At 40.8% G+C, this 22,884-nt stretch carries 22 protein-coding genes and 1 tRNA gene; 11 read left to right on the plus strand and 12 right to left on the minus strand.

Features of this window, described 5'->3' with window-relative positions; genetic code table 11:
- Nucleotides 1–122 precede the first annotated feature (122 nt).
- From V7K98_RS01785 to V7K98_RS01820, 8 genes are all read left to right on the plus strand, one after another.
- Nucleotides 123–1,275 (plus strand): PCRF domain-containing protein gene (locus tag V7K98_RS01785; protein ID WP_335019059.1). Its coding sequence is split into 2 segments (ribosomal slippage): nucleotides 123–194 and nucleotides 196–1,275, totalling 1,152 coding nucleotides; the frame shifts between segments, so codons are not numbered across the junction.
- 126 nt (nucleotides 1,276–1,401) lie between these two features.
- Nucleotides 1,402–2,524, plus strand: a protein-coding gene (gene prfB / locus V7K98_RS01790; protein WP_335019011.1) for a peptide chain release factor 2 whose coding sequence is annotated in 2 segments (ribosomal slippage) — nucleotides 1,402–1,473 and nucleotides 1,475–2,524 — 1,122 coding nt in all. Because the reading frame shifts where the segments join, the coding sequence is not laid out codon by codon here.
- Between the two features lie 232 nt (nucleotides 2,525–2,756).
- Nucleotides 2,757–2,912: a DUF3285 domain-containing protein gene (locus V7K98_RS01795; RefSeq protein WP_265272478.1), complete on the plus strand. Its 156-nt coding sequence runs from the start codon at nucleotides 2,757–2,759 to the stop codon at nucleotides 2,910–2,912.
- A 36-nt stretch (nucleotides 2,913–2,948) separates the two neighbouring features.
- Entirely contained in the window at nucleotides 2,949–3,482 is a 534-nt protein-coding gene (gene ybeY / locus V7K98_RS01800) for an rRNA maturation RNase YbeY (protein ID WP_335019014.1), read from the plus strand.
- A 152-nt stretch (nucleotides 3,483–3,634) separates the two neighbouring features.
- Nucleotides 3,635–4,090 carry a diacylglycerol kinase family protein gene (locus tag V7K98_RS01805; protein WP_335019016.1) on the plus strand — a complete coding sequence of 152 codons (456 nt, stop codon included), beginning with the start codon at nucleotides 3,635–3,637 and terminating at the stop codon, nucleotides 4,088–4,090.
- A gap of 524 nt (nucleotides 4,091–4,614) precedes the next feature.
- A complete protein-coding gene (locus V7K98_RS01810) occupies nucleotides 4,615–5,214 on the plus strand; it encodes an anthranilate synthase component II (RefSeq protein ID WP_335019018.1) in 600 nt (199 codons plus the stop codon).
- A gap of 3 nt (nucleotides 5,215–5,217) precedes the next feature.
- Entirely contained in the window at nucleotides 5,218–5,985 is a 768-nt protein-coding gene (locus tag V7K98_RS01815; RefSeq protein ID WP_335019020.1) for an MBL fold metallo-hydrolase, read from the plus strand.
- A gap of 42 nt (nucleotides 5,986–6,027) precedes the next feature.
- On the plus strand, nucleotides 6,028–6,177 hold the full coding sequence (locus tag V7K98_RS01820; RefSeq protein WP_335019022.1) for a hypothetical protein: 150 nt from the start codon (nucleotides 6,028–6,030) through the stop codon (nucleotides 6,175–6,177).
- Between the two features lie 326 nt (nucleotides 6,178–6,503).
- On the opposite strand, the gene V7K98_RS01825 is transcribed toward V7K98_RS01820, so the two are convergent.
- Entirely contained in the window at nucleotides 6,504–7,745 is a 1,242-nt protein-coding gene (locus V7K98_RS01825; protein WP_335019024.1) for an FG-GAP repeat domain-containing protein, read from the minus strand.
- 572 nt (nucleotides 7,746–8,317) lie between these two features.
- Here V7K98_RS01825 and V7K98_RS01830 point away from each other — a divergent pair.
- Nucleotides 8,318–9,628, plus strand: a complete 1,311-nt coding sequence (locus V7K98_RS01830) for an aminopeptidase P N-terminal domain-containing protein (RefSeq protein ID WP_335019026.1) — start codon at nucleotides 8,318–8,320, stop codon at nucleotides 9,626–9,628.
- A 151-nt stretch (nucleotides 9,629–9,779) separates the two neighbouring features.
- Here the strand turns inward: V7K98_RS01830 and V7K98_RS01835 are convergent, their stop codons facing one another.
- The 5 genes from V7K98_RS01835 to ftsH2 all read right to left on the minus strand — a co-directional run bounded on the left by V7K98_RS01835 (nucleotide 9,780) and on the right by ftsH2 (nucleotide 13,827).
- A complete protein-coding gene (locus V7K98_RS01835; protein ID WP_335019061.1) occupies nucleotides 9,780–10,391 on the minus strand; it encodes a hypothetical protein in 612 nt (203 codons plus the stop codon).
- A gap of 128 nt (nucleotides 10,392–10,519) precedes the next feature.
- Entirely contained in the window at nucleotides 10,520–11,065 is a 546-nt protein-coding gene (locus tag V7K98_RS01840) for a hypothetical protein (protein ID WP_335019029.1), read from the minus strand.
- Nucleotides 11,066–11,129: 64 nt separating this feature from the next.
- Nucleotides 11,130–11,444 (minus strand): hypothetical protein, encoded by a 315-nt coding sequence (locus V7K98_RS01845; protein ID WP_335019031.1) that lies wholly within the window; start codon nucleotides 11,442–11,444, stop codon nucleotides 11,130–11,132.
- Nucleotides 11,437–11,814 carry an ADP-ribosylglycohydrolase family protein gene (locus V7K98_RS01850; protein ID WP_335019033.1) on the minus strand — a complete coding sequence of 126 codons (378 nt, stop codon included), beginning with the start codon at nucleotides 11,812–11,814 and terminating at the stop codon, nucleotides 11,437–11,439. The genes V7K98_RS01845 and V7K98_RS01850 overlap by 8 nt, the downstream gene beginning before the upstream one ends.
- Nucleotides 11,815–11,940: 126 nt before the next feature.
- Nucleotides 11,941–13,827, minus strand: a complete 1,887-nt coding sequence (gene ftsH2, locus V7K98_RS01855; RefSeq protein ID WP_335019035.1) for an ATP-dependent zinc metalloprotease FtsH2 — start codon at nucleotides 13,825–13,827, stop codon at nucleotides 11,941–11,943.
- A 317-nt stretch (nucleotides 13,828–14,144) separates the two neighbouring features.
- Here ftsH2 and V7K98_RS01860 point away from each other — a divergent pair, with 317 nt between their 5' ends.
- Nucleotides 14,145–14,282, plus strand: coding sequence for a histidine kinase (locus tag V7K98_RS01860; RefSeq protein ID WP_335019037.1), 138 nt, complete (start codon nucleotides 14,145–14,147; stop codon nucleotides 14,280–14,282).
- Here V7K98_RS01860 and V7K98_RS01865 read toward each other — a convergent pair.
- From V7K98_RS01865 to V7K98_RS01890, 6 genes are all read right to left on the minus strand, one after another.
- Complete coding sequence (locus V7K98_RS01865; protein WP_335019039.1) at nucleotides 14,259–14,753, minus strand: hypothetical protein; 495 nt, start codon at nucleotides 14,751–14,753, stop codon at nucleotides 14,259–14,261. The two genes, V7K98_RS01860 and V7K98_RS01865, sit on opposite strands and share 24 nt — an antisense overlap.
- Nucleotides 14,754–14,973: 220 nt before the next feature.
- Nucleotides 14,974–16,419, minus strand: coding sequence for a glutamate--tRNA ligase (gltX, locus tag V7K98_RS01870; RefSeq protein ID WP_335019041.1), 1,446 nt, complete (start codon nucleotides 16,417–16,419; stop codon nucleotides 14,974–14,976).
- A gap of 137 nt (nucleotides 16,420–16,556) precedes the next feature.
- Nucleotides 16,557–16,630: transfer RNA gene (locus V7K98_RS01875), tRNA-Asp, on the minus strand.
- Nucleotides 16,631–16,743: 113 nt separating this feature from the next.
- The gene (locus V7K98_RS01880) at nucleotides 16,744–18,270 is read right to left on the minus strand and encodes a serine/threonine protein kinase (RefSeq protein ID WP_335019043.1); all 1,527 of its coding nucleotides are present in this window, start codon (nucleotides 18,268–18,270) and stop codon (nucleotides 16,744–16,746) included.
- Nucleotides 18,271–18,365: 95 nt separating this feature from the next.
- Nucleotides 18,366–19,988 carry a serine/threonine protein kinase gene (locus V7K98_RS01885; protein WP_335019045.1) on the minus strand — a complete coding sequence of 541 codons (1,623 nt, stop codon included), beginning with the start codon at nucleotides 19,986–19,988 and terminating at the stop codon, nucleotides 18,366–18,368.
- Nucleotides 19,989–20,281: 293 nt separating this feature from the next.
- Nucleotides 20,282–21,466 (minus strand): esterase-like activity of phytase family protein, encoded by a 1,185-nt coding sequence (locus V7K98_RS01890; protein WP_335019047.1) that lies wholly within the window; start codon nucleotides 21,464–21,466, stop codon nucleotides 20,282–20,284.
- Nucleotides 21,467–21,882: 416 nt separating this feature from the next.
- On the opposite strand from V7K98_RS01890, the gene rnhA reads away from it, so the two are divergent.
- The gene (gene rnhA, locus V7K98_RS01895; RefSeq protein ID WP_335019049.1) at nucleotides 21,883–22,791 is read left to right on the plus strand and encodes a ribonuclease HI; all 909 of its coding nucleotides are present in this window, start codon (nucleotides 21,883–21,885) and stop codon (nucleotides 22,789–22,791) included.
- Nucleotides 22,792–22,884 lie beyond the last annotated feature (93 nt).

Below are 22,884 nucleotides of genomic sequence, written 5' to 3' on the forward strand. Positions count from 1 at the left end.
TTAACAAATTATCAACCGTGGTCAAGCATTAGCAGCCACGGTTTTTTGTGGGATGAAAAACTAGAGCAATTTGTAGTAATATACTATCTAGTAAGTTATCAACCCCAGAGAGTAAAACCATGCTGGAACTCTTGAACATCAAACGCGAAGTAGAAAGGTTATCTAATATCTTGGCTAAGGCTGAAGGCTGTCTTTGACGTTCGAGAACTGAGTGCAAGAATTGATGACTTGAATCAATTAATTTCTCAATCTACTTTCAGCGATAATTATGTCACTTTCTATCAGACACTTCAAGAAATTGATTCACTCAACGCTAAAAAGAAACAATATCAGCGATCGCACTTTATTCTAGAAGAGATCAAGGCTGCACTAGAACTACTAGAATTATCTGCTGATGAAGAATTGCTGCAAGAGGTGCAAACCAACCTTAGCCAACTCCAGCAGGAACTCCAAATAGTAGAAATACAACTATTACTGTCCGACCCCTGCGACCAAAAAGGTGCATTTGTCACTATTACTGCTGGGGTTGGTGGCGTAGATGCTGAAGATTGGTCATCTATGTTATTGCATCTGTATTACCGTTGGGCAGTAAATCATAATCATAAAGTACATCTAGTGGAAGAGTCACGGGGTTATTTAGCTGGGGTCAAATCTGCCACCCTAGAAATTACAGGGCGTTATGCTTATGGCTGGCTAAAATCGGAACAAGGAACTCATGCAAGAATAGAGCGAATTTCTCTTGTTCATGGCAATGGCAAACGGCATACTTGCCTAGCCAGCGTAGAAGTCAACCCGATTCTAGATGAGTCTATTGATTTTGAGATTCCAGAGAAGGATTTGGAAATTACTTTTTGTCGCTATCGGGGGAATGTCAACCGCACAGAAACATGGGTAAAGATGGTTCATATTCCTACTGGGATTAGTGTATCTTGTAACCAAGAGCGTAGCCAGATGCAAAACAAAGAGAAAGCCTTAGCTATTCTCAAGAGTAAACTGTTTGCGATGCCTACGGCTGGCTACGCCTACGCACTAGCCCAAAATGTCCAGCAAGTTGATGAAATTCAACTTCGGCTAATAAAATCTCTATCCAGCAAGCTCATCCGTGAATATATCTTACATCCTTACACCAACGTGAAAGATTTACGCACCAATGTAGAAACACCTGCTGCAACAGAAGTCTTAGACGGCGGGATTGATATGTTCATCAAAGCCTATCTGCAACAACTAAATCACACTACTTCAGTGGACAAAGAAACACTTGATAATTTCAAGTAATTTTTGTAACTTAATATAAGTGGTGCAGAGAGAAATTGCCCAACTACAGCTAGAATTAATAAACGTAAGTAGAATAAAGAGCAATTTCCTAATCCAAAGCGCTCTATCTATCATTCAGCAAGCATTATGGATGTCCTAGAACTCAAACGCGAAATCGAAACGTTGTCTAGCCGCCTGGGTAAAACCCAGGACTATCTTTGACGTACCTGCACTGACAGCCAAAATTCAAGACCTCGAAAAAATATCTGCACAGCCAGAATTCTGGAATGACCAAACCCAAGCCCAAGAAACATCAAAAGAACTCAACGACCTGAAAGCCCACCTCCAGCAATACGATCGCTGGCACGCTAATCTAGAAGATACTAGGGCAGTTGTTGAGTTATTGGAGTTAGAAACCGATGAGGCACTACTCCAAGAAGCCGAATCTACTATCACTAAGTTGAATCGTGATCTTGACCAGTGGGAATTACAACAGTTACTTTCTGGCCCTTATGATGCTGAAGGTGCTGTACTGACGATTAGTGCTGGCGCTGGTGGCACAGATGCTCAAGATTGGGCATTTATGCTCATGCGGATGTACACCCGTTGGGCTGAAGATCACGGCTATAAGGTAACTTTAGCTGAAGAGTCGGAAGGTGATGAAGCCGGAATTAAATCGGCAACCCTAGAAATTACTGGTCGCTATGCCTATGGTTACTTGCGTTCAGAAATGGGTACACATCGCTTAGTGCGGATTTCCCCTTTTAATGCCAACGGCAAGCGACAAACCAGTTTTGCAGGGGTGGAAGTGATGCCGCAGATTGATAACTCTGTGCAATTGGATATTCCAGATAAGGATTTGGATATCACCACAACTAGGTCTGGTGGTAAAGGTGGGCAAAATGTCAACAAAGTAGAAACTGCGGTGCGAATTGTTCACCTTCCTACGGGTTTGGCTGTACGCTGTACAGAAGAGCGATCGCAGCTGCAAAATAAAGAGAAAGCCCTAAATCGTCTCAAAGCAAAGCTTTTGGTCATAGCCAAAGAACAACGCGCCCAAGAAATTGCCGAAATTCGTGGCGATATGGTGGAGGCTTCCTGGGGAAACCAAATCCGTAACTATGTATTTCATCCTTACCAAATGGTGAAGGATTTACGTACAAGTACAGAGACAACGGGGATTGGCGATGTGATGAATGGTGAACTTGATACATTTATTCAAGCTTATCTCCGTCAAGAAAATAAATTAGTAGAAAACAGCCCATCATAATTTGGGATTATTTACGAGTGCTAAGTAATGATTTTTAACATTACTTAGCACTTGTTATTTATGTTTTGAGAATTTCAGATTGGTGCTTAGGTGTAGCCTGTCGTAGACATCGCATAGGATTTCGTCTTATTGGGGCGTTTTTCGAGAAATTTCTGAGCAATATAGATGCGATCGCAATCCCATAGCAAGCCCAACTGTTACAGTTATAAAAGAGTCCGCGATCGAACTAACTATGAGCAACTCACCTTCAACAGAACCTCAACCTAGCTACGTAAAACTCGCTATGCGAAACATGGTGCGGAAGGGTGCAACTTCCCTAAAGCATTTTGGGTTGACTGCCATAGGGCTTTTAGCTCTCCTTGTTGGTCTTGCTTACCTAACTCACTAACCCCAAACCATAAAGAGTTTTGAGTAAGGAGACTATGTGCCCCTAAGCGTTGAACTATATGTAGATGATTCTTTTTACGATTTGTCCCCGACAACATCTGTAAAAATTGCAGACACCGATCCCCGAATTCCTCCTGAAACTTGGGAAAATTGGTTTAATCACTGGTTGGAAATACTTAACCCTCAAATTCCGCCAGCGCCAAGTTATGAAATCGGGCTGCGTTTAACAGATGACTTGCAAATTCAAGAAATGAATGCTCAGTATCGTGAACAAAATAAACCCACAGACGTTTTAGCTTTTGCTGCCTTAGAAGTGGATTTTCCGCAAAGCAAAGAAATGCTTGCTTCTGTACCATTATACTTAGGTGATATTATTGTTTCTGTAGATACAGCACATCGTCAAGCTCAACAGCAGGAACATAGCTTACAAACAGAGCTAGCCTGGTTAGCTAGTCATGGTTTGTTACACCTCTTGGGCTGGGATCATCCTGATGAGGAAAGTTTGGGGCGAATGTTAAAACAGCAAGTAATATTGCTGAACGTCATAGGTATTGCTATTGACATGGAATAGCAGTAGTTATGTGTGCTTAGTGTTAATTTTGGGTAATACTTTTATAATACTTCTGTGGAAAATTGCTTAAAGATTGCCTCAAAGTTAATTCTGCCATTAAGATCGGCGAATATTCCCACTGTAGCAACTCTATCTTTTGTATTTTTAAGTCTATGTCCCCAAAAATTTCTCCATCACCAACGCCTACCTCGTTACAAACACTGGTGTCTAACGAACGGGAATTTTCCTGGAAAGTAGCCTCTAATCTATTTGTTAGTTTTAAATATGCCTGGGCTGGAATCAGCTATAGTTTTCAAACTCAACGGAATTTTCGCATCCATGTAAGTGTTTGTGCAATGGCGATCGCTTTAAGCGTTTTTTTGCATCTGCAAGCCGTAGAAATCGCAGTAATTTGTATAACTAGTGGTTTAGTTTTGGCATTAGAATTACTAAATACAGCGATCGAGTCTCTTGTGGACTTAACCGTTAAGCAGACATACCATGAACTGGCAAAAATTGCTAAAGATTGTGCGGCTGGTGCAGTCCTTGTCTCTGCCTTGGTAGCGGTGCTGGTAGCGGGGACACTATTGCTCCCTCCTTTGGTAAAGTTAATTATATCGGCGTTGTAAATATGATTTGCAACGCCGAGTATCCCAACCCAGGCATCAGTCAAGTGACTTGGTAAGAGGATCGCAATCTATCCGATCCACTTTGGAGAAAATATTATAAGTAATTCAAAATTTAAGAAGTGGTTTGTTGTACAGTAGCCACTTTATATTTATACGTCTACATCAGCGTTATTTTTATATCTATAGGACTTACATAAAAAATAGCCCAAACCTTGATTTTCCGGTAGGGGCAATTCATGAATTGCCCCTACCGCGTGTGGTTTTGCGTAAGTCCTAAATTTAGCGAAAAAATAGTATGAGTAAATTAACGCTCTTTTATTACTTTGAAAAAATAAAATATTTGTAGGTTGGGTTTCACGTTGTTCAACCCAACAAAAGCAGGGATTATTGGCGTTGGGTTTCGTTCCTCAACCCAACCTACTTATAGATTTATATAAACTAGTGACAACAAAGGTTTCTGATTTTTATCTCGTGAGAGTCATAGAAGAGCGTTAATGAGTGCTAAGAACCAGGAGTGATGAGCTTTGATTATAGTTATCGACAATTACGACAGCTTTACATATAACTTAGTACAATATCTGGGAGAATTGGCAGCAGAATTCCCAGTAGCAAATGATATTAAAGTTTTTCGTAACGACAAAATATCCATAGATGAAATTCGGGCATTAAAGCCGGAAGCCGTGGTTATTTCTCCTGGGCCAGGTCGCCCGGAAGATGCTGGTATTTCCCTAGAATTGATTAAACAGCTAGGCCAAGAATTGCCAATTTTGGGTGTCTGTTTGGGACATCAAAGTATTGGTCAAGTATTCGGTGGTAAAATAATTTCTGCTCCAGAGTTGATGCATGGCAAAACCTCTCAGGTGTCTCATACTGGAGTGGGGGTTTTCCGAGGATTAGAAAATCCTTTAATTGCCACCAGGTATCATAGTTTGGTCATCGAACGTGAGACTTGCCCAGATGTGTTAGAAATCACCGCTTGGGTTGATGATAACACCATCATGGGAGTGCGACACCGGAACTATCCTCACATTCAGGGAGTCCAATTTCACCCAGAGAGTGTCCTGACATCTTCAGGAAAACAGTTATTGCGAAATTTTCTGGAACAGTTACAGTCGAGAACATAATTAATGAAACGACGACAGTTGATGGGCTATGCTGGGGCGGGTGTGGTAACAGCTTTGCTTACTACCTTGAGTTCTGAATCTCAAGCTGACGCACAATCTAGCGGTTTATCAGTTCAGTGGCTAGGTCATACTTGCTTTCTTTTTACTGGTGGCGGTGCGAAAATTCTCGTCAATCCATTTCGGTCAGTCGGCTGTACTGCTAAGTATCGTCCACCAAAAGTTGCAGCAGATTTGGTACTCATTAGCAGTCAATTGCTGGATGAAGGTGCTGTGGATGTACTACCGGGAAATGCAAAACTCATCTATGAACCAGGTGTTTATGAGTTTAAAGGTATTAAGTTCCAAGGAATTGCCATAGACCACGATCGCAAAGCTGGTAAGCAGTTTGGTTCAAATACCGCTTGGAAGTGGAAGCAAAGTGGAATTGATATCCTCCACTTAGGGGGATCTGCTGCACCCATTTCTATTGAGCAAAAAATTCTGATGGGACGACCTGATGTACTATTTATTCCAGTAGGAGGCAGTGCAAAAGCCTACAATGCTCAGGAAGCAAAGCAGGCTATTCAAGTATTAAATCCCAAACTGGTGATTCCAACCCATTATCGGACACAGGCGGCTGATACTGCCAAGTGCGATATTTCACCACTTGATGATTTTTTGACTTTAATGCAAGGTATGAAAGTACGGCGTAGCAACGGAGATAGTATTTCCATCAGCCCTAAAGATTTGCCAGCAAATGGGGAAATTCAGATTTTGACTTACAAATTTTGAGAAACAGGAGATGAGGCAATACGCTTCGGTTAAGGTTATTTGATGAAAAATATAGATCCCCAAGAGGCGATAAATCGCAGTCTCTACGAAGCACTGATTATTGTAAAGACGGCGATTTATCGCGTCTCTTGCCTTAACCGAATAGCATTGGGAGATAAAGCAGTTCAGCAAACCCTAACTAACCCTAACTAATAGACCTCTTGCAGAAGTCCCTAACACCTCACCCCCAAACCCTCCCCGCTTGCGGGGAGGGGAGCGTTTGTGTGAGCAAATGCGGGGTGGGGTTCTTAATTTTTGATTTATGCAAGAGGTCTAAGGGACTTCCAACAAATAAATTACCCAATCTTGTGGGGTGGGCAACATGAGCGCCCGTAGTTAAAGGCGGGCAAGATGCCCACCCCACAATAAGTAGTTGAGTATTTTTTATTTGGAAGTCCCTAATGACTCGTGATTCTGCCAATTTTAGATTTTTCCTTCAATCCAAAATCTAAAATTAAATCGACCCCTATTTCTAACTTTTAGAACGTATACCAGCCTGCACCAAGCTTATCTGCATCGCTGATTGGATTCTCAACGGCTGTTGTCCCATCTATAGTCCAAATGTTATCTGAACCTGCTGTCTGGTCGCGCCAGTAGATATCGGTCTTACCGTCGCCGTTGAAGTCGCCAAGGGATGGTGTCAATGCCGCGTTATTAGTTGGTAAGAAAGCTTCGGTAGCAACTGTTGTACCATCCATCAACCAAGCGGTGTTCGCACCTGTGGTTCCATTGTGCCAGAAGATATCAGTCTTGCCATCGCCGTTGAAATCACCAATTTTGGAAGTCCAAGATGAGTCAAGTGTTCCCAAAGCCCCTTCTGTGACTAAGATACCATTCATTGTCCAAACCTTGTTCTCACCTGTTGTAGCATTTCTCCAGAGAATATCGGTCTTATAGTCGCCGTTGAAATCACCAAGGCTAGCAGTCCAGGCGGCATCTTGAGATTGCAGCGCAAACTCAGTCTTTTGCGTACCATCCATAAACCAAGCGCTGTTAGCGCCAGTTGTGGCATTGCGCCAGAAGATATCACTCTTACCATTACCGTCGAAATCAACAATGCTAGGGGTTAGTGCTGCGTCTGTTTTATCTAGAACAGTTGCACTCAGAACTGTGGTACCGTCCATCTCCCAAATAGCGTTCTCACCGGTTGTACTATTGTGCCAGAAGATATCGGTTTTGCGATCGCCATTAAAATCCCCGATTTGAGGACTCCAGGCTGAATCAACGCTAGTTAGAGAAGCTGTATTAGCAACTTTTGTGCCATCCATCAACACAATGCTATTCTCACCGGTTGTCTTATTCCGTAATAAGAAGTCGGTTTTGCCATCACCGTTAAAGTCAGCAATTTTGTAATCATAAGCAGATAGGTCAAATTTACCCAAAGAACCCTGTTCAAGAACTTTTGTACCATCCATCAACCGAATGATAATTTCACCGGTTGTAGAATCGACCCAAACTTTATCTGTTTTGCCATCACCGTTGAAATCAGGAGTAATCGCTGCACTAGTTAGGTAAGGATTAGGATTGGGATTTGATGACGTTTTGACAGGCTGGGTCGCTGGTTCACTTTGTATTGCTAGTGAGGAACTCTTATTCCCAAATCCCAAATTAAAATCTAAATTCTGAAGAGAAGATGTCAATATTTCTGATTTTTTGAAAGAGTCTGATGCCCATCCAGATGTATTTAAAGATAAGGGTGAGGAATTTGTATTTGCAGGCATGGTGTATTTTTATGATTGGTTGTTATATTCTTTTAACTTTTTTTGGAAATACTTTTCTGTAACCAAATAACATTTACTATGACTTCAATATTTCTTTATGAGTATTTTTTCTTTGTAAATGTTGCTATTTAAAGATAAATATCTACCTGTTGTAAAGCATTGTCATTATTTTTTCAAGCTCTATATAAGCAATTTAAAAATATTTTTTGTTCTTTCTGTATATGATGATTTGCAGATAAAATTTTATGGGTTTATCTATTTTTCTTGACATCTTAAATGTTGAATTACAACATATACATTTGGAGAATTGTTACTCCGTTACAGAATATATTTACACCAAGAAATTCTGATGTGATTAGATGATGGTTTATATAGCAAGATCCCCGACTGATTTCACAAGTCCGGGATCTGAGGTTTTTAAGTAATTGATTATTCACCAATGATTTATGACTTGAGTTGAAACAAATATTGGTTAGAATAACTTAGATTAGCAACTACCGAGAAGCATGAACTGTGCGATCGCTAGTTACAAAAGTGTAAAATAACACAATACTTTAATACATACATCAGCTATGCAAGCAGAATATCGGCAGCGTCGTGAGCAGTTAATGGCAAAAATTGGTGATGGTACAGCCATTTTTCGCAGTGCGCCTATGGCAGTGATGCACAACGATGTCGAGTTTGTTTATCGCCAAGACAGTGATTTTTTCTACCTGACTGGTTTTAACGAACCAGAGGCGGTAGCAGTGTTAGCACCACATCATTCAGAACATCGGTTTGTGTTATTTGTCCAACCAAAAGATCGCGAAAAAGAAGTATGGACTGGTTATCTTTCTGGAGTAGATGCAGCCAAGGAAATGTATGGTGCTGATGAAGCGTACCCCATTAACGAGTTAGATGAAAAGTTGCCCCAGTATTTGGAAAAAGCCAGCCGCCTTTATTATCACTTAGGACGCGATCGCACTTTCAACGACCAAATCCTTACACATTACCAAAGTTTACTGCGAACTTATCCTAAACGCGGTACTGGGCCGATCGCTATTGAAGATACTGGCACTGTCCTCAATGCCATGAGACTAATTAAAAGTGAAGCAGAATTGGGGTTAATGCGTCAAGCCGTGGCGATCGCAACTGAAGCACACAATTACGCCCAAGAAATCACCGCACCAGGACGTTATGAGTACGAAATTCAAGCAGAGATGGAACGCATCTTTAGAGTCCGGGGTGGAATGGGGCCAGCTTATCCTTCCATTGTGGCTTCTGGGGTGAATGCTTGCGTACTCCACTACATTGAAAATAATCGGCAAATGCAGGATGGAGAATTACTGCTAATTGATGCCGGTTGTGCCTACGGTTATTACAACTCCGATATTACCAGGACATTTCCTGTGGGGGGCAAATTTACGTCCGAACAAAAGACACTATATGAGATTGTACTAGAAGCGCAAAAACAAGCGATCGCTCAAATTAAACCAGGTAATCCCTTTAAATTAGTTCACGATACCGCAGTGCGTGTTATCACCGAAGGTTTAGTTGAACTTGGCATCCTCAAAGGTGAAATTGATAAGTTAATTGAAGAAGAGAAATATAAACCATATTATATGCACCGCACCAGTCATTGGTTAGGTTTGGATGTTCATGATGTGGGAGTTTACCAGCACGGTGAAGATAAACCGCAGATTTTACAACCAGGTCAAATTTTGACAGTAGAACCGGGATTATATATTGTGCCTGACACCAAACTAGCAGAAGACCAACCAGAGACCGATCCTCGATGGGTTGGTATTGGTATTCGGATTGAGGATGATGTGTTAGTTACATCTGATGGACATGAAGTGTTAACTGCGGGGGTTCCCAAAGCAATCGATGAATTGGAAAGATAAAAAAGGGGGATGGTGTGTACTAGTCTGTCAAGTTTCAATTGTTAGGTAATCAAGTTCGTAGTAAGGACTTCAGTCCTTATTTTCTAAGCACTAAAGTGCTTACTACAAACTTTTCATTACTAGCTTGGACATTATACTAACCATCTCCAAGCTAAAATTGTGGACAAACCATCAGAGTCGTTGTCAGAATTCCTAAGATTTTGTCTATTTCTTTAATAAAGTAATCGTTCTTATCGATAAAGATGGTATTTTCACAAAGTTTGAGAAATTTCCAATCTGTTCCTGTTGTAACTACACCATAAATTTCATTGATAATATTTCCTTGTTGCTGGTTAAATAATTGAGATGCAATCATTGTTGCAATACATTGTCCTAAACCAGATTTAATACTCTCATTTTTAGCTTCCACAATAGTCACGACAGGGCTAGTAATATCATATTGCTCTGGTGAACAACTGAGAATAAAATCACAACGTCCTTCTAAACCTTTAGAAGCATCTACATTAAACTCTGATCCAGAAAATAGACTAATTTGGTATTTAAAAAAGCGCTTAACTTCAATTAAGACAGGCATAATAATTAGTTCAGAACGAGCTTTTTCTGTATTTATTGCTGTAACCAAAGGTAGATGCTCAGAAAAAATCAAATTTAGATATTCACTAGGTGAAACTGTCTGCACATCTGTAAATAAATCTTGATTTTCAACAAAGATTAATTTAAAGTCTGTTTTTACTTTGCTAAGATTAAAGGCGCTGTACGGCACTGTATCACCCCTCAATCACGCTTAACTGCATAGTATCATCTTGGAAGTAAAGTCCAGCAATGCCGTTCGCAGAGCGTCTCGTAGAGAAGGCGGCAAGTTAAGAAAGTAAGTTTGATGATATCTTCAGATTAAGAACAGCCTTCAACAAATTCAACTTCCGGCAGCTTACCTGACCGAAACTGAGTGACACGCTTACCGTCAGTCTCGAATACTACACGATAGTTCTGGTTAGCACGGTCTTTCGGGATAAATGTTAAGTAGTGTCCACCTTCGACGTATTTATGAGGTGTGACTTTAATTTGTCCTGGATAAAGAGACTTGATTTGCGCTTCGGTGTCGCCAATTTTTGCACCTTTAAGGGTAGTAATCTCGGTATTCTGCCGCACATCTACTCTAGAAATGCGACCTTTTGTAACCATGAACGAAACATTTTTGGGTTCATTTTGTGGCTTAATGTAGTAGCAACTGTTGTTCGGTGAATCGCCCACTAACTTAGTACCAGCAGCCTTTGCCGCTTGAGAAACAGTCATCCCAACTCGTACTGTACCGATTCCATTGATAAACAGTTTTGCCTGATTTGTCAGTTTAGCTTTTGCTACAACTGTGCTGATAGTTAGAAAAGAAACTGCCAACGTTAAGGAAGCAAGAGTCAATAATTTAGTTTTACTATTCATAAATTGTCTAAATAAAAGTAGGTGGATTTTTCTATGGAGTAGCTGTGCTACCAGTTTCGGATTTTCAAGTTGGTGATTGGCGAAATTCTGATATTACTTCAATCAAACCAATGATATTACGGTTGAATTCAGGTAAATCTTCTGCGGGTATCCAATATTCTTGATGTATAGAACCGCCTACAGTTTTTACGGAGTAGCGGCTTAAAAACTCTGCACGCACCTGAAAACGTGTTACATAGCCGATGTATCCTGTGTCAGTACTTGCTGCATTCCAGTTACGGGCAATTTGTGCGGCGTATTCTTCATTAAGTACCGGGTAGAAAATAGGCTGTTCAGGTAGTCGAGGAGGAAATTCGCGATCGCCACTTTCCCTAATCAAAGCCAGTTCTTTTGACCCAGTGGGACAGACTACTCGCCACCTTCTGCCAAGGTTCGCCATCCCGTATCCGCATTACTAGCCCGTGCATTGCTGCACCATAACCCGGTTCACTGTCGTATTGTTTCGCAAAGCTTTCTGCCAGCCCGTCTTGGTTAATTTCCCCATATTCTTGAAGAATTGCCACAATCGAAAGCGCCATTTGGGTGTCGTCGGTATAGTACCAAGGTGATGCTGGGATGGCACGGGCGATAATCAGGCTTTCTGCCACATCTGGATGGAGAAAAAATCGCTCTCCAAAAGCATCACCCACCGATAGACCTTCAAGGGAGTTTTGAGCGCAAAGGAGGCGAGGATCTTTTGTTGTTGACACAATTCACTCCTGGGCTAAAAAAACTGTGTATTCTAATTGTATTACAAAGGTTACATAAAATAATGGGGATAGTTAATACCATCCCCATTGAGATTGAGCAATAGCTCAAGATTTTTCCTTAAAAATTTACAGTTGCGGTACGTACTGTTGTTTATCGGGAACTTCAGCGTACTCAGCCACAATCTGGCGGAATTCTTCGCCGTCAATGGTTTCTTTTTCGATGAGCAAATCGACTAAGCGATCGGTGACAGTGCGATGATCGCGGATAATCTTCTTCGAGTTTTCGTAGCATTCTTCCACGATCGCTCTGACTTGTCCATCAATGCGAGAAGCGATGGATTCGGAATACTCAGATCGAGTTGTCCAGTCACGACCCAAGAATACTTCACCCTGCTGGCTTTCCAACGATAGCGGCCCTAAATCAGACATCCCGAATCGAGTCACCATTTGCCGGGCCATTCCCGATAACTGCTGCAAATCTCCACCAGCACCAGTTGTAACTTCAGCAGCCCCAAAAATCACCTCTTCGGCGGCGCGGCCACCCAAAGCACCAGTGATTCTAGCTTTCAACTGAGAACGAGAAATTAACCCTTGTTCTTCGTTGGGAGTAAACCAAGTTAAACCTTGTGCTTGTCCCCGTGGGATTAGGGTGACTTTCTGCACTGGATCGTGGTCTTTTAACAAAGTCCCAACTAAAGCATGTCCAATTTCGTGGTATGCAATTAAGCGCTTGCTCTTGCTATCTACCAAAGGAGTGCCTTCCATCCCAGCGACTACCCGATCCACGGCATCATCAACTTCGCGGAGGGTGATCGCTTCTTTGCGTCTTCTAGCAGTGAGAATTGCCGCTTCGTTGAGTAAGTTGGCTAAGTCAGCACCAGTGAATCCAGGAGTGCGGCGAGCGATCGCATTTAAAGATACGCTAGAGTCTAGTTTCTTGTTGCGTGCATGGACTTCCAAGATTTCCAAACGCCCTTTGATATCGGGTGCATCAACTGTTACTTGTCGATCAAAACGACCGGGACGCAACAAGGCTGAGTCTAATACGTCGGGACGGTTGGTAGCAGCAATAATAATGATGCCTGTGTTACCTTCAAACCCATCCATTTCGGTGAGCAACTGGTTAAGGGTTTGCTCTCTTTCATCGTTACCGCCACCAATACCAGCGCCCCGTTGCCGTCCTACTGCGTCGATTTCATCGATGAAGATGATACAAGGGGCGTTGTCTTTGGCTTTCTTAAACAAATCGCGGACACGAGATGCACCCACACCAACGAACATTTCTACAAATTCCGAACCGGAAATACTGAAGAAAGGTACGCCTGCTTCGCCAGCGATCGCTTTTGCTAGTAAAGTTTTACCAGTTCCAGGAGGCCCAACTAACAGCACTCCCTTGGGAATCCGTGCGCCTACAGCCGTAAATCTTTCTGGCTGCTTCAGGAAAGTAACAACTTCTTGTAGTTCTTCCTTAGCTTCTTCAATCCCAGCTACGTCGTCAAATTTGACTCCGGTTTTCGCCTCCATTTGGAAACGCGCCTTGGATTTGCCAAAGTTCATTGCTTGACCTGGGCCGCCAGGGAGGTTGCTAGAACGCCGGAACAAAAAGAACAACCCGGTAATCAATAAAACTGGAAAGACGAGATTGCCCAACAATCCCCAAATTGCCCCATCATTCCGCATCGGGTGAGCATCAAAACTAATATCTTTTTCTATGAGCTTTTTGATTAACTCAGGAGCGTTAATAGGCAAATCTACCCGCCACCTTTGGACACGATTTTCAAGGTCTGGATCGCGGGCTTCGATAATAGCTGTTCTACCGCCTTCGTACAGATCCACACTGCTAACGCGATCGCCATCTAAGTATTCTAGAAAGCGACCATAAGTCATGCGGGTATTAGCTGTATTCTTACTCATGTCATTAGGAGCGCCTGCAAAAGCCCCTTGCCAGAAGAAAAAGCCAATTACCAAAGCAGGCAATGTCCAGAGTACTACGACTTTCCAAGAGAATTTCATCTTAATTTGCCTCTAGATGCCTATACAACTCATCAGCATTAGCAACCGAATGTTAATCACTCTGTCACTTTAAGCTAGTTAAACGGATGTCTATAAATCCATTTTGTTTAATTTGATCTCTTACATGCACTGCCGTAAGCCAATTAGAGCATTATGGCAATGCCAACAAGAATCTTAATCAAAGTTAACTTAATTTTAATACAATATCGCACGAGAAAAGGGAGAGCAATGGAATCCAAAGCCACAGAGAATTTATCCACAATTCTCGTCGTGTCGTTCCACCCCTTGATAATCATCTATCTAGGGGAAGTTAGGAAGTGGGGAATGAGGAGCAGGCAAAGAAGAACTATGGATTATTGCCCAATGCCCAATGCCCAATGCCCCATGCCCAATGCCCAATGCCCCATTCCCAATGCCCAATGCCCCATTCCCTACTTAACTTCTGTAATTTTTAGAGTGTAAGGGAGATACTTACCTTTTTCGTAGGAACCAACCCAAATTTGGTAATTTCCAGGCAGCCATTCACCAACAATGCCGGCATTTTTGCCATCAAAATCGTCATTGCACCAAGTACCACCCGGCCCCTTGATAATGATGGTGGTATCTTCAGGACTTTGCACTTGTAGCTTCAGGTAGTCAAATTTACTTTTTAGCACTAATGTGTGGTCTGGTGTTTCATCCACAAATCCGGTACAAGGGCCAGTGGCTGTTTCGCTTCTCCCACTGACTTGACTCTCAGATATTGAACCACCACTCATTCCGCGAACTGTCAGGGGGTCTGGCGAAAACTGAGGACCAATAGTTACATCTCCAAATATCGTTGGCGCTTCTTGAGCATCCGTCACAGCGTTAACTGTCGATGTGATTAAGAGCGTAACTATCATCAACGATAATCTCATCCCTCTATTGAGCGCTTTTGTCGGCATTGTAATTACGTTCGCTTCTAAGTGTTCTTGAAGACATGAATTTTACACACCAAGTTCCCGACATGAGGAGAATTGACTACCTATTTTAGATTTAAAATTGGGGATAATTCATTAGTAATTAGTTAATGATTTTTTGTTCTTATAGTTGCTCTAGCTTATGGACAGGGGCGCACAAACGTGCGCCCCTAAATAAAATATTTCTAAAATCTGGAAGTAATTGCTAATTAGCTTCTGTTATTGCCCTACTCAAGCGCGACTTGTCTAAACCAATCTGATTCAGTAGTAACCAAGATTGAATGAGGTCGGGGCCATGAACATCTCCAGTTAAAGCTGCTCGGAGCGATCGCATTACCAAGCCTTTTTTGACTTTTTGCTCTTTCACCACTTGTTTGATAATGTCTTGGGCGGCGGCTTCCGACAGTTGCGGCTGATTTTCTAAAGCTGTGACAATCGCCTCAAGGACAGCAGTAGAACCTTCTTGCTTAAGTTGTGTACTGCCTTCTTCGCTAAATTCAACTGTGTCGCTAAAAAATAGTTGGCTTTGAGCTACTCCATCTACTAAACGAGTCAAGCTTTGGCTAATTAAAGTTACTAGCTGCTCTAACCAAGAGCGATCTCTTCCATCAGCAAATTTATACCCGGCGGCTTCCCAATAAGGTATGAGTAAATCTGTGAGTTTATCTACTGGCGTATTGTGGATATATTGACTATTTAACCAATCCAGCTTATCCCAATCAAACTTTGCGCCTGCTTTATTTACACGCTCAAAACCAAACTCCTTGGCTGCTGTCTCTAAGGTAAATATTTCTTGCGTCGAGTCTGGTGGCGACCAACCCAGCAACGTCATGTAATTCACCAAACCTTCAGGAGTAAAGCCCATTTTCTGGAAGTCAGAAATGGAAGTGACACCATCCCGCTTAGAAAGCTTGCGTCCTTCTATATTCAAAATTAGCGGTGTGTGAGAAAACTCTGGGATTTTTGCACCCATTGCTTCATACAGCAAAATTTGCTTGGCGGTGTTGGCAATGTGGTCTTCTCCCCGAATGACATGAGTAATTTGCATATCGATGTCATCTACTACAACCACAAAGTTGTACAGTGGTTGACCGCTACCCTCTTCTGAAGCGCGGGCGATGACCATATCACCACCTAAATCGCTACCTCGCCAAGACATTTTTCCTCTAACTAGGTCATTCCAGACAATTTCTCGCCCATCTTCAATTTTGAAACGAATCACAGAAGAACGACCTTCTGCTTCAAAAGCGGCGCGTTGTTCTGGGGTGAGGTTGCGGTGACGGTTATCGTAGCGAGGAGCTTCGCCACTAGCTTTTTGGGCTTCTCTTAGCGCCTCTAGTTCTTCGCTAGTGGTGTAGCAGCGATAGGCTAATCCTTGATCTAACAGTTTTTGGACTGCTTCTTTATAAATATCCAGGCGTTGGGATTGGAAAAATGGCCCTTCATCCCAGTTAAGTCCTAGCCAGCGCAATCCTTCAAGAATATTGTCGGTGTATTCGGGACGCGATCGCTCTAAGTCTGTGTCTTCTATTCGCAGTATAAATTTCCCGCCGTGGTGACGGGCAAATAACCAGTTAAATACAGCCGTTCTAGCTGTACCAATATGTAAATTTCCGGTTGGACTCGGCGCAATACGGACTCTAACAGTCACAGTTAATTCTCTCTTTCGCAAAAATGATAAATGTAGCTTATATTCAAACCCCAAATTCTGGGTCAATCGTTTTGGGGAATTCAAAATCAAAAATCACCAAACTTAACTTCGGTGATTTAATACTGACAAATTTATAACGGGACTGACGGGGCTCGAACCCGCAACTTCCGCCGTGACAGGGCGGTGCTCTAACCAATTGAACTACAGTCCCTTGTTTTGGTCAACTTTGCTATTATCACCATTTTTTTTCTGCTTGTCAAGTATTTTGGAGTTAGTAAGTTAGGAATTATTTTTATCCCATTTCTCCAAGGTGCGAATTTACCGTTAAATAGACCTTGATAATGCAACCTGGGGCTTAGATTCTAGATGCTGCAATATCCGGGATTGCATTTGTTTATACTGCTGTTTTAATAGCTGTTTGCTCACTTGGGGCACAGAAACCGGTGGTAGGCTATGAGTTTGTTGCACCCAAGTTTTCAGCATTTGTCGCTGAGTTGGCTCAATGCGACTGCTAAGAACATTGGCGCAAGAATGGGGTGCTTCTAGGGTAAAGAAAATCAAAGGATAGTGTTCATTTTCAGCCAGTAGACTTACCAGCCTAAGATTTTGGGAACTTTGCATATCTAAGTAGCACGGTAGCCACTTAGGAGCCAACTGACGATTGTAGAGTACAGTTACCCACAACAGCATTGGGTGCGGCGATGTCATAAAGATAAACTGGTTATGACGGGTAGAAAGAGCATAGTTTTTGATTTCTTGTTTAGGCAACATCAGCCATAGTGCTGTCATAGATCCTTGTGCAGCATCTATAAGCTGGGGAAAAACTATTTCTTGAGTTGGTTTATTTTCAGGCCACAAAAGTTGCCGACAGCTTTGTTCTATTGCAATTGGTAATCCAGAATACAAAGGGCGGTTCAGGATGGAATTAGAGGATATATTTGTTGGTAAACTAGTATCATTAGATTCTTCTAAGCTATTTAAAACTTGTAATATTTGAGCGATATTTTGGGGGCGATCGCTTGCTTTTTTTGCCAGGCAAGACACGATTAAATTATTTAGCTTCTGAGGTATTTTCAGAGTAGGTTTAACATCTGCGATCGTTTTTGGTGCTTCAAAATGATGTGCTTTATACCAAGCACCAAAATAATCAGTTTCTGGTTCCCAAGGTTTTTTGCCTGTGAGCATTTCAAACATCATCACACCCAGGCTATAAATGTCAGAACGACTATCCAATTGTTCTCCATCTAGCTGTTCTGGAGAACAATAAGGTAAAGTGCCATTAAATCCCCTATTTGTACTAGCTGTTGATGTATAGTTTAGAAATCTAGCAATCCCGAAATCAAGGATTTTAACTAACTGACCCAATATCGGATCGGGAATAACTAATATATTCGCAGGCTTAATATCTCTATGAACCAACGGACAAATTTTGCCGTCAATATTAATGCCTTGGTGAGCGCACTGTAAACCCAAACAAATTTGGCGAGAGAGAGTCAAAAACATCGACAAGGGTAGCGGAATTAAATCCTTCAAACTCTTGCCACATAAATATTCCATGACGTAGTATGGTTTTCCTTTCTCATTTACACCATAATCATACGCCCGCACTATATGTAAGCTCTTTTGACTCAAAGCTGCACTCATTAAGGCTTCACGAGCAAAGTCTTGTTGCATCTTGCTATTGACAACAGTCTGAGTCAAAAACTTGATGGCAACTGGTATCCCTCCTAATAAAATATCATTTGCTAAAAAAACTTCACCCATACCACCGCTACCAATTAATTGTTTTAATTGATAACGATTAGCAAGCAAGCCCGTACTATTTGGAGATATAAATGGGCTTTGATTCACTTTTTTTACCTCTGCTAATGAGTCTATTTAAAGTTAGCAATACATACATAAGAATATAGTTAACTAAGGTTGACAAGAATTTTCAGAACGCATTTTTAAGAACGCGATAAAAGTTTAAAAAAAATTTCAACTAATTTATCTATCCAACTTTTCAACCTTTCTTTCTCAGCTTTTTGATCTGCGGCTAACTTTTGCAAAATATCTAATTTTAGTTTTTCGTACTCTGTTCTTAAAAGATTTTTTGCTTGATTAGGCAAAATTAATTCATTTGACTTTTGACTCATATCTAACCAATCTACAATTTGCTGGCGCTGATTAGCTGTGAGGCTTAAGGTTGTTACATGAGAGCAACGGTTTGGTTCTTCTATGGAAAAAAATAGTAGATGATAGTAACCTACCTCCGCTAAACTACGTGCTATATTCTGTCCTTTATTATCTTTCAAATCTAGGAAATAAGGTAGCCATTTAGTCATAGAAGGCTGTTCATCATATAAGACTGTTACCCACAAAAGCATCGGATATACATTAATTTGACTAATGAATTCCGTGCCATGTATTTTATCCAAAAATTTTGTAATCTCTTGTTTAGGCAACATTGCCCAAAAAGTTGGTATAGGTCTTTGAATAGTTTGTAGTAAGTGGGGAAAACCAATTGCACCAACTGGTTTATTTTTAGGCCAATTTTTCTGCAAACACTCTTGTTCTGACAATAAAGTTGCAGGTACTAATTGAACTGGAGGTGATAGTTTAATAAGCTCATTACTATTACTAGATACAGCACCATTAAACTGAATATTAACTTTTTCTAAATCTTCTAATATTTGGTTTATATTTTGTGGGCGATCGCTAACTTCTTTAGCTAAACAACTCATCAATAGTTTTTCTAATACCTGCGGTATTTTGACTTTTGGATTAACTTCTTCAACTGTAGGTGGCATTTGAAAGCGATGCGCTTGATACCAAGTACCAAAGGAGTTACTTTTTGTATGAAATGGATGTTTTCCTGTTAACATCTCAAACATTAGTACTCCCAAACTGTAAATATCAGAACGCACATCTAGAAGTTTGCGCCCTTCCATGTGTTCTGGTGAACAGTAAGGTAAACTGCCAATAAAAGAATCTGTCAGAGTCATTCCACTTCGCTCTGTTAAAAATTTGGCAATGCCAAAATCGAGTATTTTAACAATTTCTCCTTGTTTAATATCTTCACAAAGAAATATATTTTCGGGCTTGATATCTCTATGAACAATGGGATAAATCTCTCCTTTGAGGCTAATACCTTGGTGGGCACATTGTAAGCCTAAACAAATTTGATTACAAATCGTCAAAAACTTTGGTATTGGTAAGGGCTGAATTTTGAGAATTTGTTTGAGATTTTTTCCTTGGAGATATTCCATTACATAAAAGGGGGTTTTATCTTCAGTAACGCCATAACTTAAGATGCGAACAATATGTTTGCTTTTACGCCCCAATTGAGCGCCAATAAAAATCTCTCTAGCAAAGCGTTGTGACATTTGCTGATTTGCCAAACTGAGTGATAAAATTTTGATTGCGATCGGCATACCATCTTTAGCAGTATCTTCTGCTAAATAAACTCTACCCATCCCCCCTTTGCCAATCAAATCTTTAATTAAATAGCGATTATTTAAAAATTGTCCAATGTAATTGTCTAATTCTGGTTTTTGCCCTACCATATTCTCAATTTCTTTTTGTGGCATAAAAATCATTTATGAAAAATATTGTTGGCAAATTAGTTTAATAACTCTAGCTAACTACTAAAATTCAATCTAAAAATATAAGTTTTGTAGGCAATTAATCATATACTGCCATCATGATTAATCTGTCTGCAAATTTCCCTACACATTGTGTAACATATTTATTAAGGAATACGGTTGAGAAATTACACGGAAACTACAAATAGGCTAGATAAATTTGCTTAGTAGATTCAGTGAATACACAGGAATAAGCTTAAAACATATAAATAGCAGTAAAGGGTGATACCTCTGTACAGTTAACGGTTGAGATTCGGCAGTAAACGGCGCAATAATCTCATCAGTGGTGTTTCAATTTTCATTTTAAAAGCTAGTATCTGGGTACGTTGCAGTGAGTTAAAATTGTTATCACTGACGAGAATTAATGATTGTTGACCATCAGGTAGTTTAGGCCCAAGAGTTAAGCCTTCGATGTTGTCTAGTAATACATCTAGGGTTCTCAAATCTAACAGCAGTTTTTTCTGAACTGGTTTAATATTTGTGGAGTCAATTGCTAAAAGGCTATCAATCTTATGAATATCATCAGCTTCTTCTAAAGAAACCTGAAACAGGGAAATAGCAAACCCTAAACCAGTAAAAGACCTTTCTAAACTTAGGAAATGTCCTTGATTATCGAGAGCAAGTAAATCAGGTAATCCACTAGCGAATTTGCCAGTTAAATTGAAAAATGGTGAAACTGGTTCAGTTTTGTAAAGAAATTCCTTTTCTGGCTGGCTGTTCAACAAGTTGTATTGTACAATCCGACATGGACTGCCAATGTTAGGTTTAGCTGCGACACCATCTTGAATTAGAGCATTTTCGGTGGCTGTAAATAGATGCTTTTTATCGGGTGTGATGGTGAGACTTTCAAAAGCCAAATTGTTACGGATACCTTGTTTGCCACTTTTATCTGGCAAAAATTTGTTTGGAATAGGAAGTGTTGTAATTTCCCTTCCAGAAGATATTGAAAACTCTTTAATGAAAGGATTAATTAGTTTTGCGGCATCGCCTTCAGAAGAAATAAATACAGTTGCTTTATTAGTTAATGCAATACCTTCTGTATCGGTTTCACCAGGACGAAATGGTTGAGCATTTTCATTTAATAATGTGGTTACGCTCACAGGAACAACTTTACCTTGTTGTAGAGAACCCTTGCTTAAGTCGATTTTCAGGGTATAGAAACGGGCATTGGCTTTTTGCCCACGGTCATCAGAAATAGCATAATAAAGGTTGTCTTTTGAATTATATGTAATTCCAGATAAACCTCCAAGTTCAGTTTTTTTAAAGATTAAACCTTTTGGTAAAGTGGCTTCTCCGATAAATTCTATGGCACTAATTTCAACAGCATTTGATGGTAAAATTTTGAATGAAAAAGTGATGATAAAAATAGTTATGAATAAGAAAATAATTTGTGGCGGCGCAAATATTTTTTTTATTAGCTGCATAGAGTTTTTATGAAAGTATAAGTAAAATCTTGATTGTAATGTAATTTATGAACCAATTAAGCGCTGATAAATATCTGCTAAAAATCAAAAAAGATTACATCAACCTCAGCCTAAACTTGACCAAATTGCAGAATTTAATTAGTACAATTCAAAGTACTATTGACAATTGACAAGCAAAAAGCGATCGCAACTTAGAAAACTTCATTGGTAGCACAAGTATCGGACTAGCAACCAGCAAAATCGCATCTTCAGTGTTACTTACTCAAATAGCAAAAGACCATTTTTATTTACAACAGCCTTTTTGTGGAGGGTTGTTGCTGGAGTGCTAACCAGTATAATAGCCTGGATATTCTTTAAAAAAATTCGCCGCTAATCACTCTTAGCTTTGTGTCCTTTGCGGTTCGATATCTTAAACCATGTCCACTCAACCTACAATCGAAAGCATATATACCGATGGCGCTTGCACCGGGAACCCTGGCCCTGGGGGTTGGGGAGTTGTCGTCTACTTTAGCGATGGCTCGATCCACGAAATGGGCGATGCATCCCCTCATACCACTAATAATAAAATGGAAATGCAAGCTGCGATCGCAGCCCTCCAATACCTGCAAACATCTCAACAAGCCCAAACCATTACTCTACATACCGATAGCGAATACCTAATTAACTGCGTTACCAAGTGGGTGAAAGGCTGGAAAAAGAAAGGCTGGAAAAAGTCAGATGGTAAACCCGTCCAAAACCAAGAGCTTTTAGAAACTCTTGATGAACTCAATACGCAACAGGTAAAATGGCAACACGTCAGGGGACATTCTGGTAACATAGGTAACGAACGTTGTGATGCGATCGCTCGCTGTTATGCTACTGGCAAAATCCCTCCGTTACAACAATTAACTCCCACAAGTTTTTATAAATCTTTACCTGCCAAAAATGACCTAAATGTAGCAAAAGTAGCTGATTATGAAAAAAACTCTCGAATAATTAACCAAAGTCCGCAACAAATCAGTACTTCTGCACCAGAAATAACCGTTATGGAACCATCAACTGGGCCAAATGCGGCCACTACCGATGAAAAACCACCAGAAATGCGGGTTTCGCAACTCCGTAGCTTGGTCGAAACTCTGCGTATCGCTGACGAAATTTCTGAAAAAGGCTACTTAATCACCAGTTCTGAGTTAGCAGACTTGATGGATGTCCACGCCAGCGCTGTTACCAGTCGGGGAGATCAGTGGCGCTGGCGAAATTGGATAGTGTCACGGGTACGCCGTGAAGGAAATCAAATTCTTTGGGAACTAGAACGCGGGGATCAAGTGGGAAGCGAAGAGGAGTAGGGAATTGGGAATTGGGAATTGGGAATTGGGAATTGGGAATTGGGAATTGGGAATTGGGAATTGGGAATTGGGAATTGGGAATTGGGAATTGGG

The organism is Nostoc sp., assembly GCF_036917435.1.
GTDB lineage: Bacteria > Cyanobacteriota > Cyanobacteriia > Cyanobacteriales > Nostocaceae > Nostoc.

Bases quoted from the DNA above. Each gene is read 5' to 3' on its own strand.
- V7K98_RS01825 (WP_335019024.1), bottom strand. From the start codon at position 7,745: ATGCCTGCAAATACAAATTCCTCACCCTTATCTTTAAATACATCTGGA.
- V7K98_RS01820 (WP_335019022.1), top strand. From the start codon at position 6,028: ATGAAAAATATAGATCCCCAAGAGGCGATAAATCGCAGTCTCTACGAA.
- V7K98_RS01830 (WP_335019026.1), top strand. From the start codon at position 8,318: ATGCAAGCAGAATATCGGCAGCGTCGTGAGCAGTTAATGGCAAAAATT.
- V7K98_RS01840 (WP_335019029.1), bottom strand. From the start codon at position 11,065: ATGAATAGTAAAACTAAATTATTGACTCTTGCTTCCTTAACGTTGGCA.
- V7K98_RS01890 (WP_335019047.1), bottom strand. From the start codon at position 21,466: ATGCAGCTAATAAAAAAAATATTTGCGCCGCCACAAATTATTTTCTTA.
- V7K98_RS01885 (WP_335019045.1), bottom strand. From the start codon at position 19,988: ATGCCACAAAAAGAAATTGAGAATATGGTAGGGCAAAAACCAGAATTA.
- ftsH2 (WP_335019035.1), bottom strand. From the start codon at position 13,827: ATGAAATTCTCTTGGAAAGTCGTAGTACTCTGGACATTGCCTGCTTTG.
- V7K98_RS01865 (WP_335019039.1), bottom strand. From the start codon at position 14,753: ATGCCGACAAAAGCGCTCAATAGAGGGATGAGATTATCGTTGATGATA.
- rnhA (WP_335019049.1), top strand. From the start codon at position 21,883: ATGTCCACTCAACCTACAATCGAAAGCATATATACCGATGGCGCTTGC.
- V7K98_RS01795 (WP_265272478.1), top strand. From the start codon at position 2,757: ATGAGCAACTCACCTTCAACAGAACCTCAACCTAGCTACGTAAAACTC.
- V7K98_RS01815 (WP_335019020.1), top strand. From the start codon at position 5,218: ATGAAACGACGACAGTTGATGGGCTATGCTGGGGCGGGTGTGGTAACA.
- V7K98_RS01805 (WP_335019016.1), top strand. From the start codon at position 3,635: ATGTCCCCAAAAATTTCTCCATCACCAACGCCTACCTCGTTACAAACA.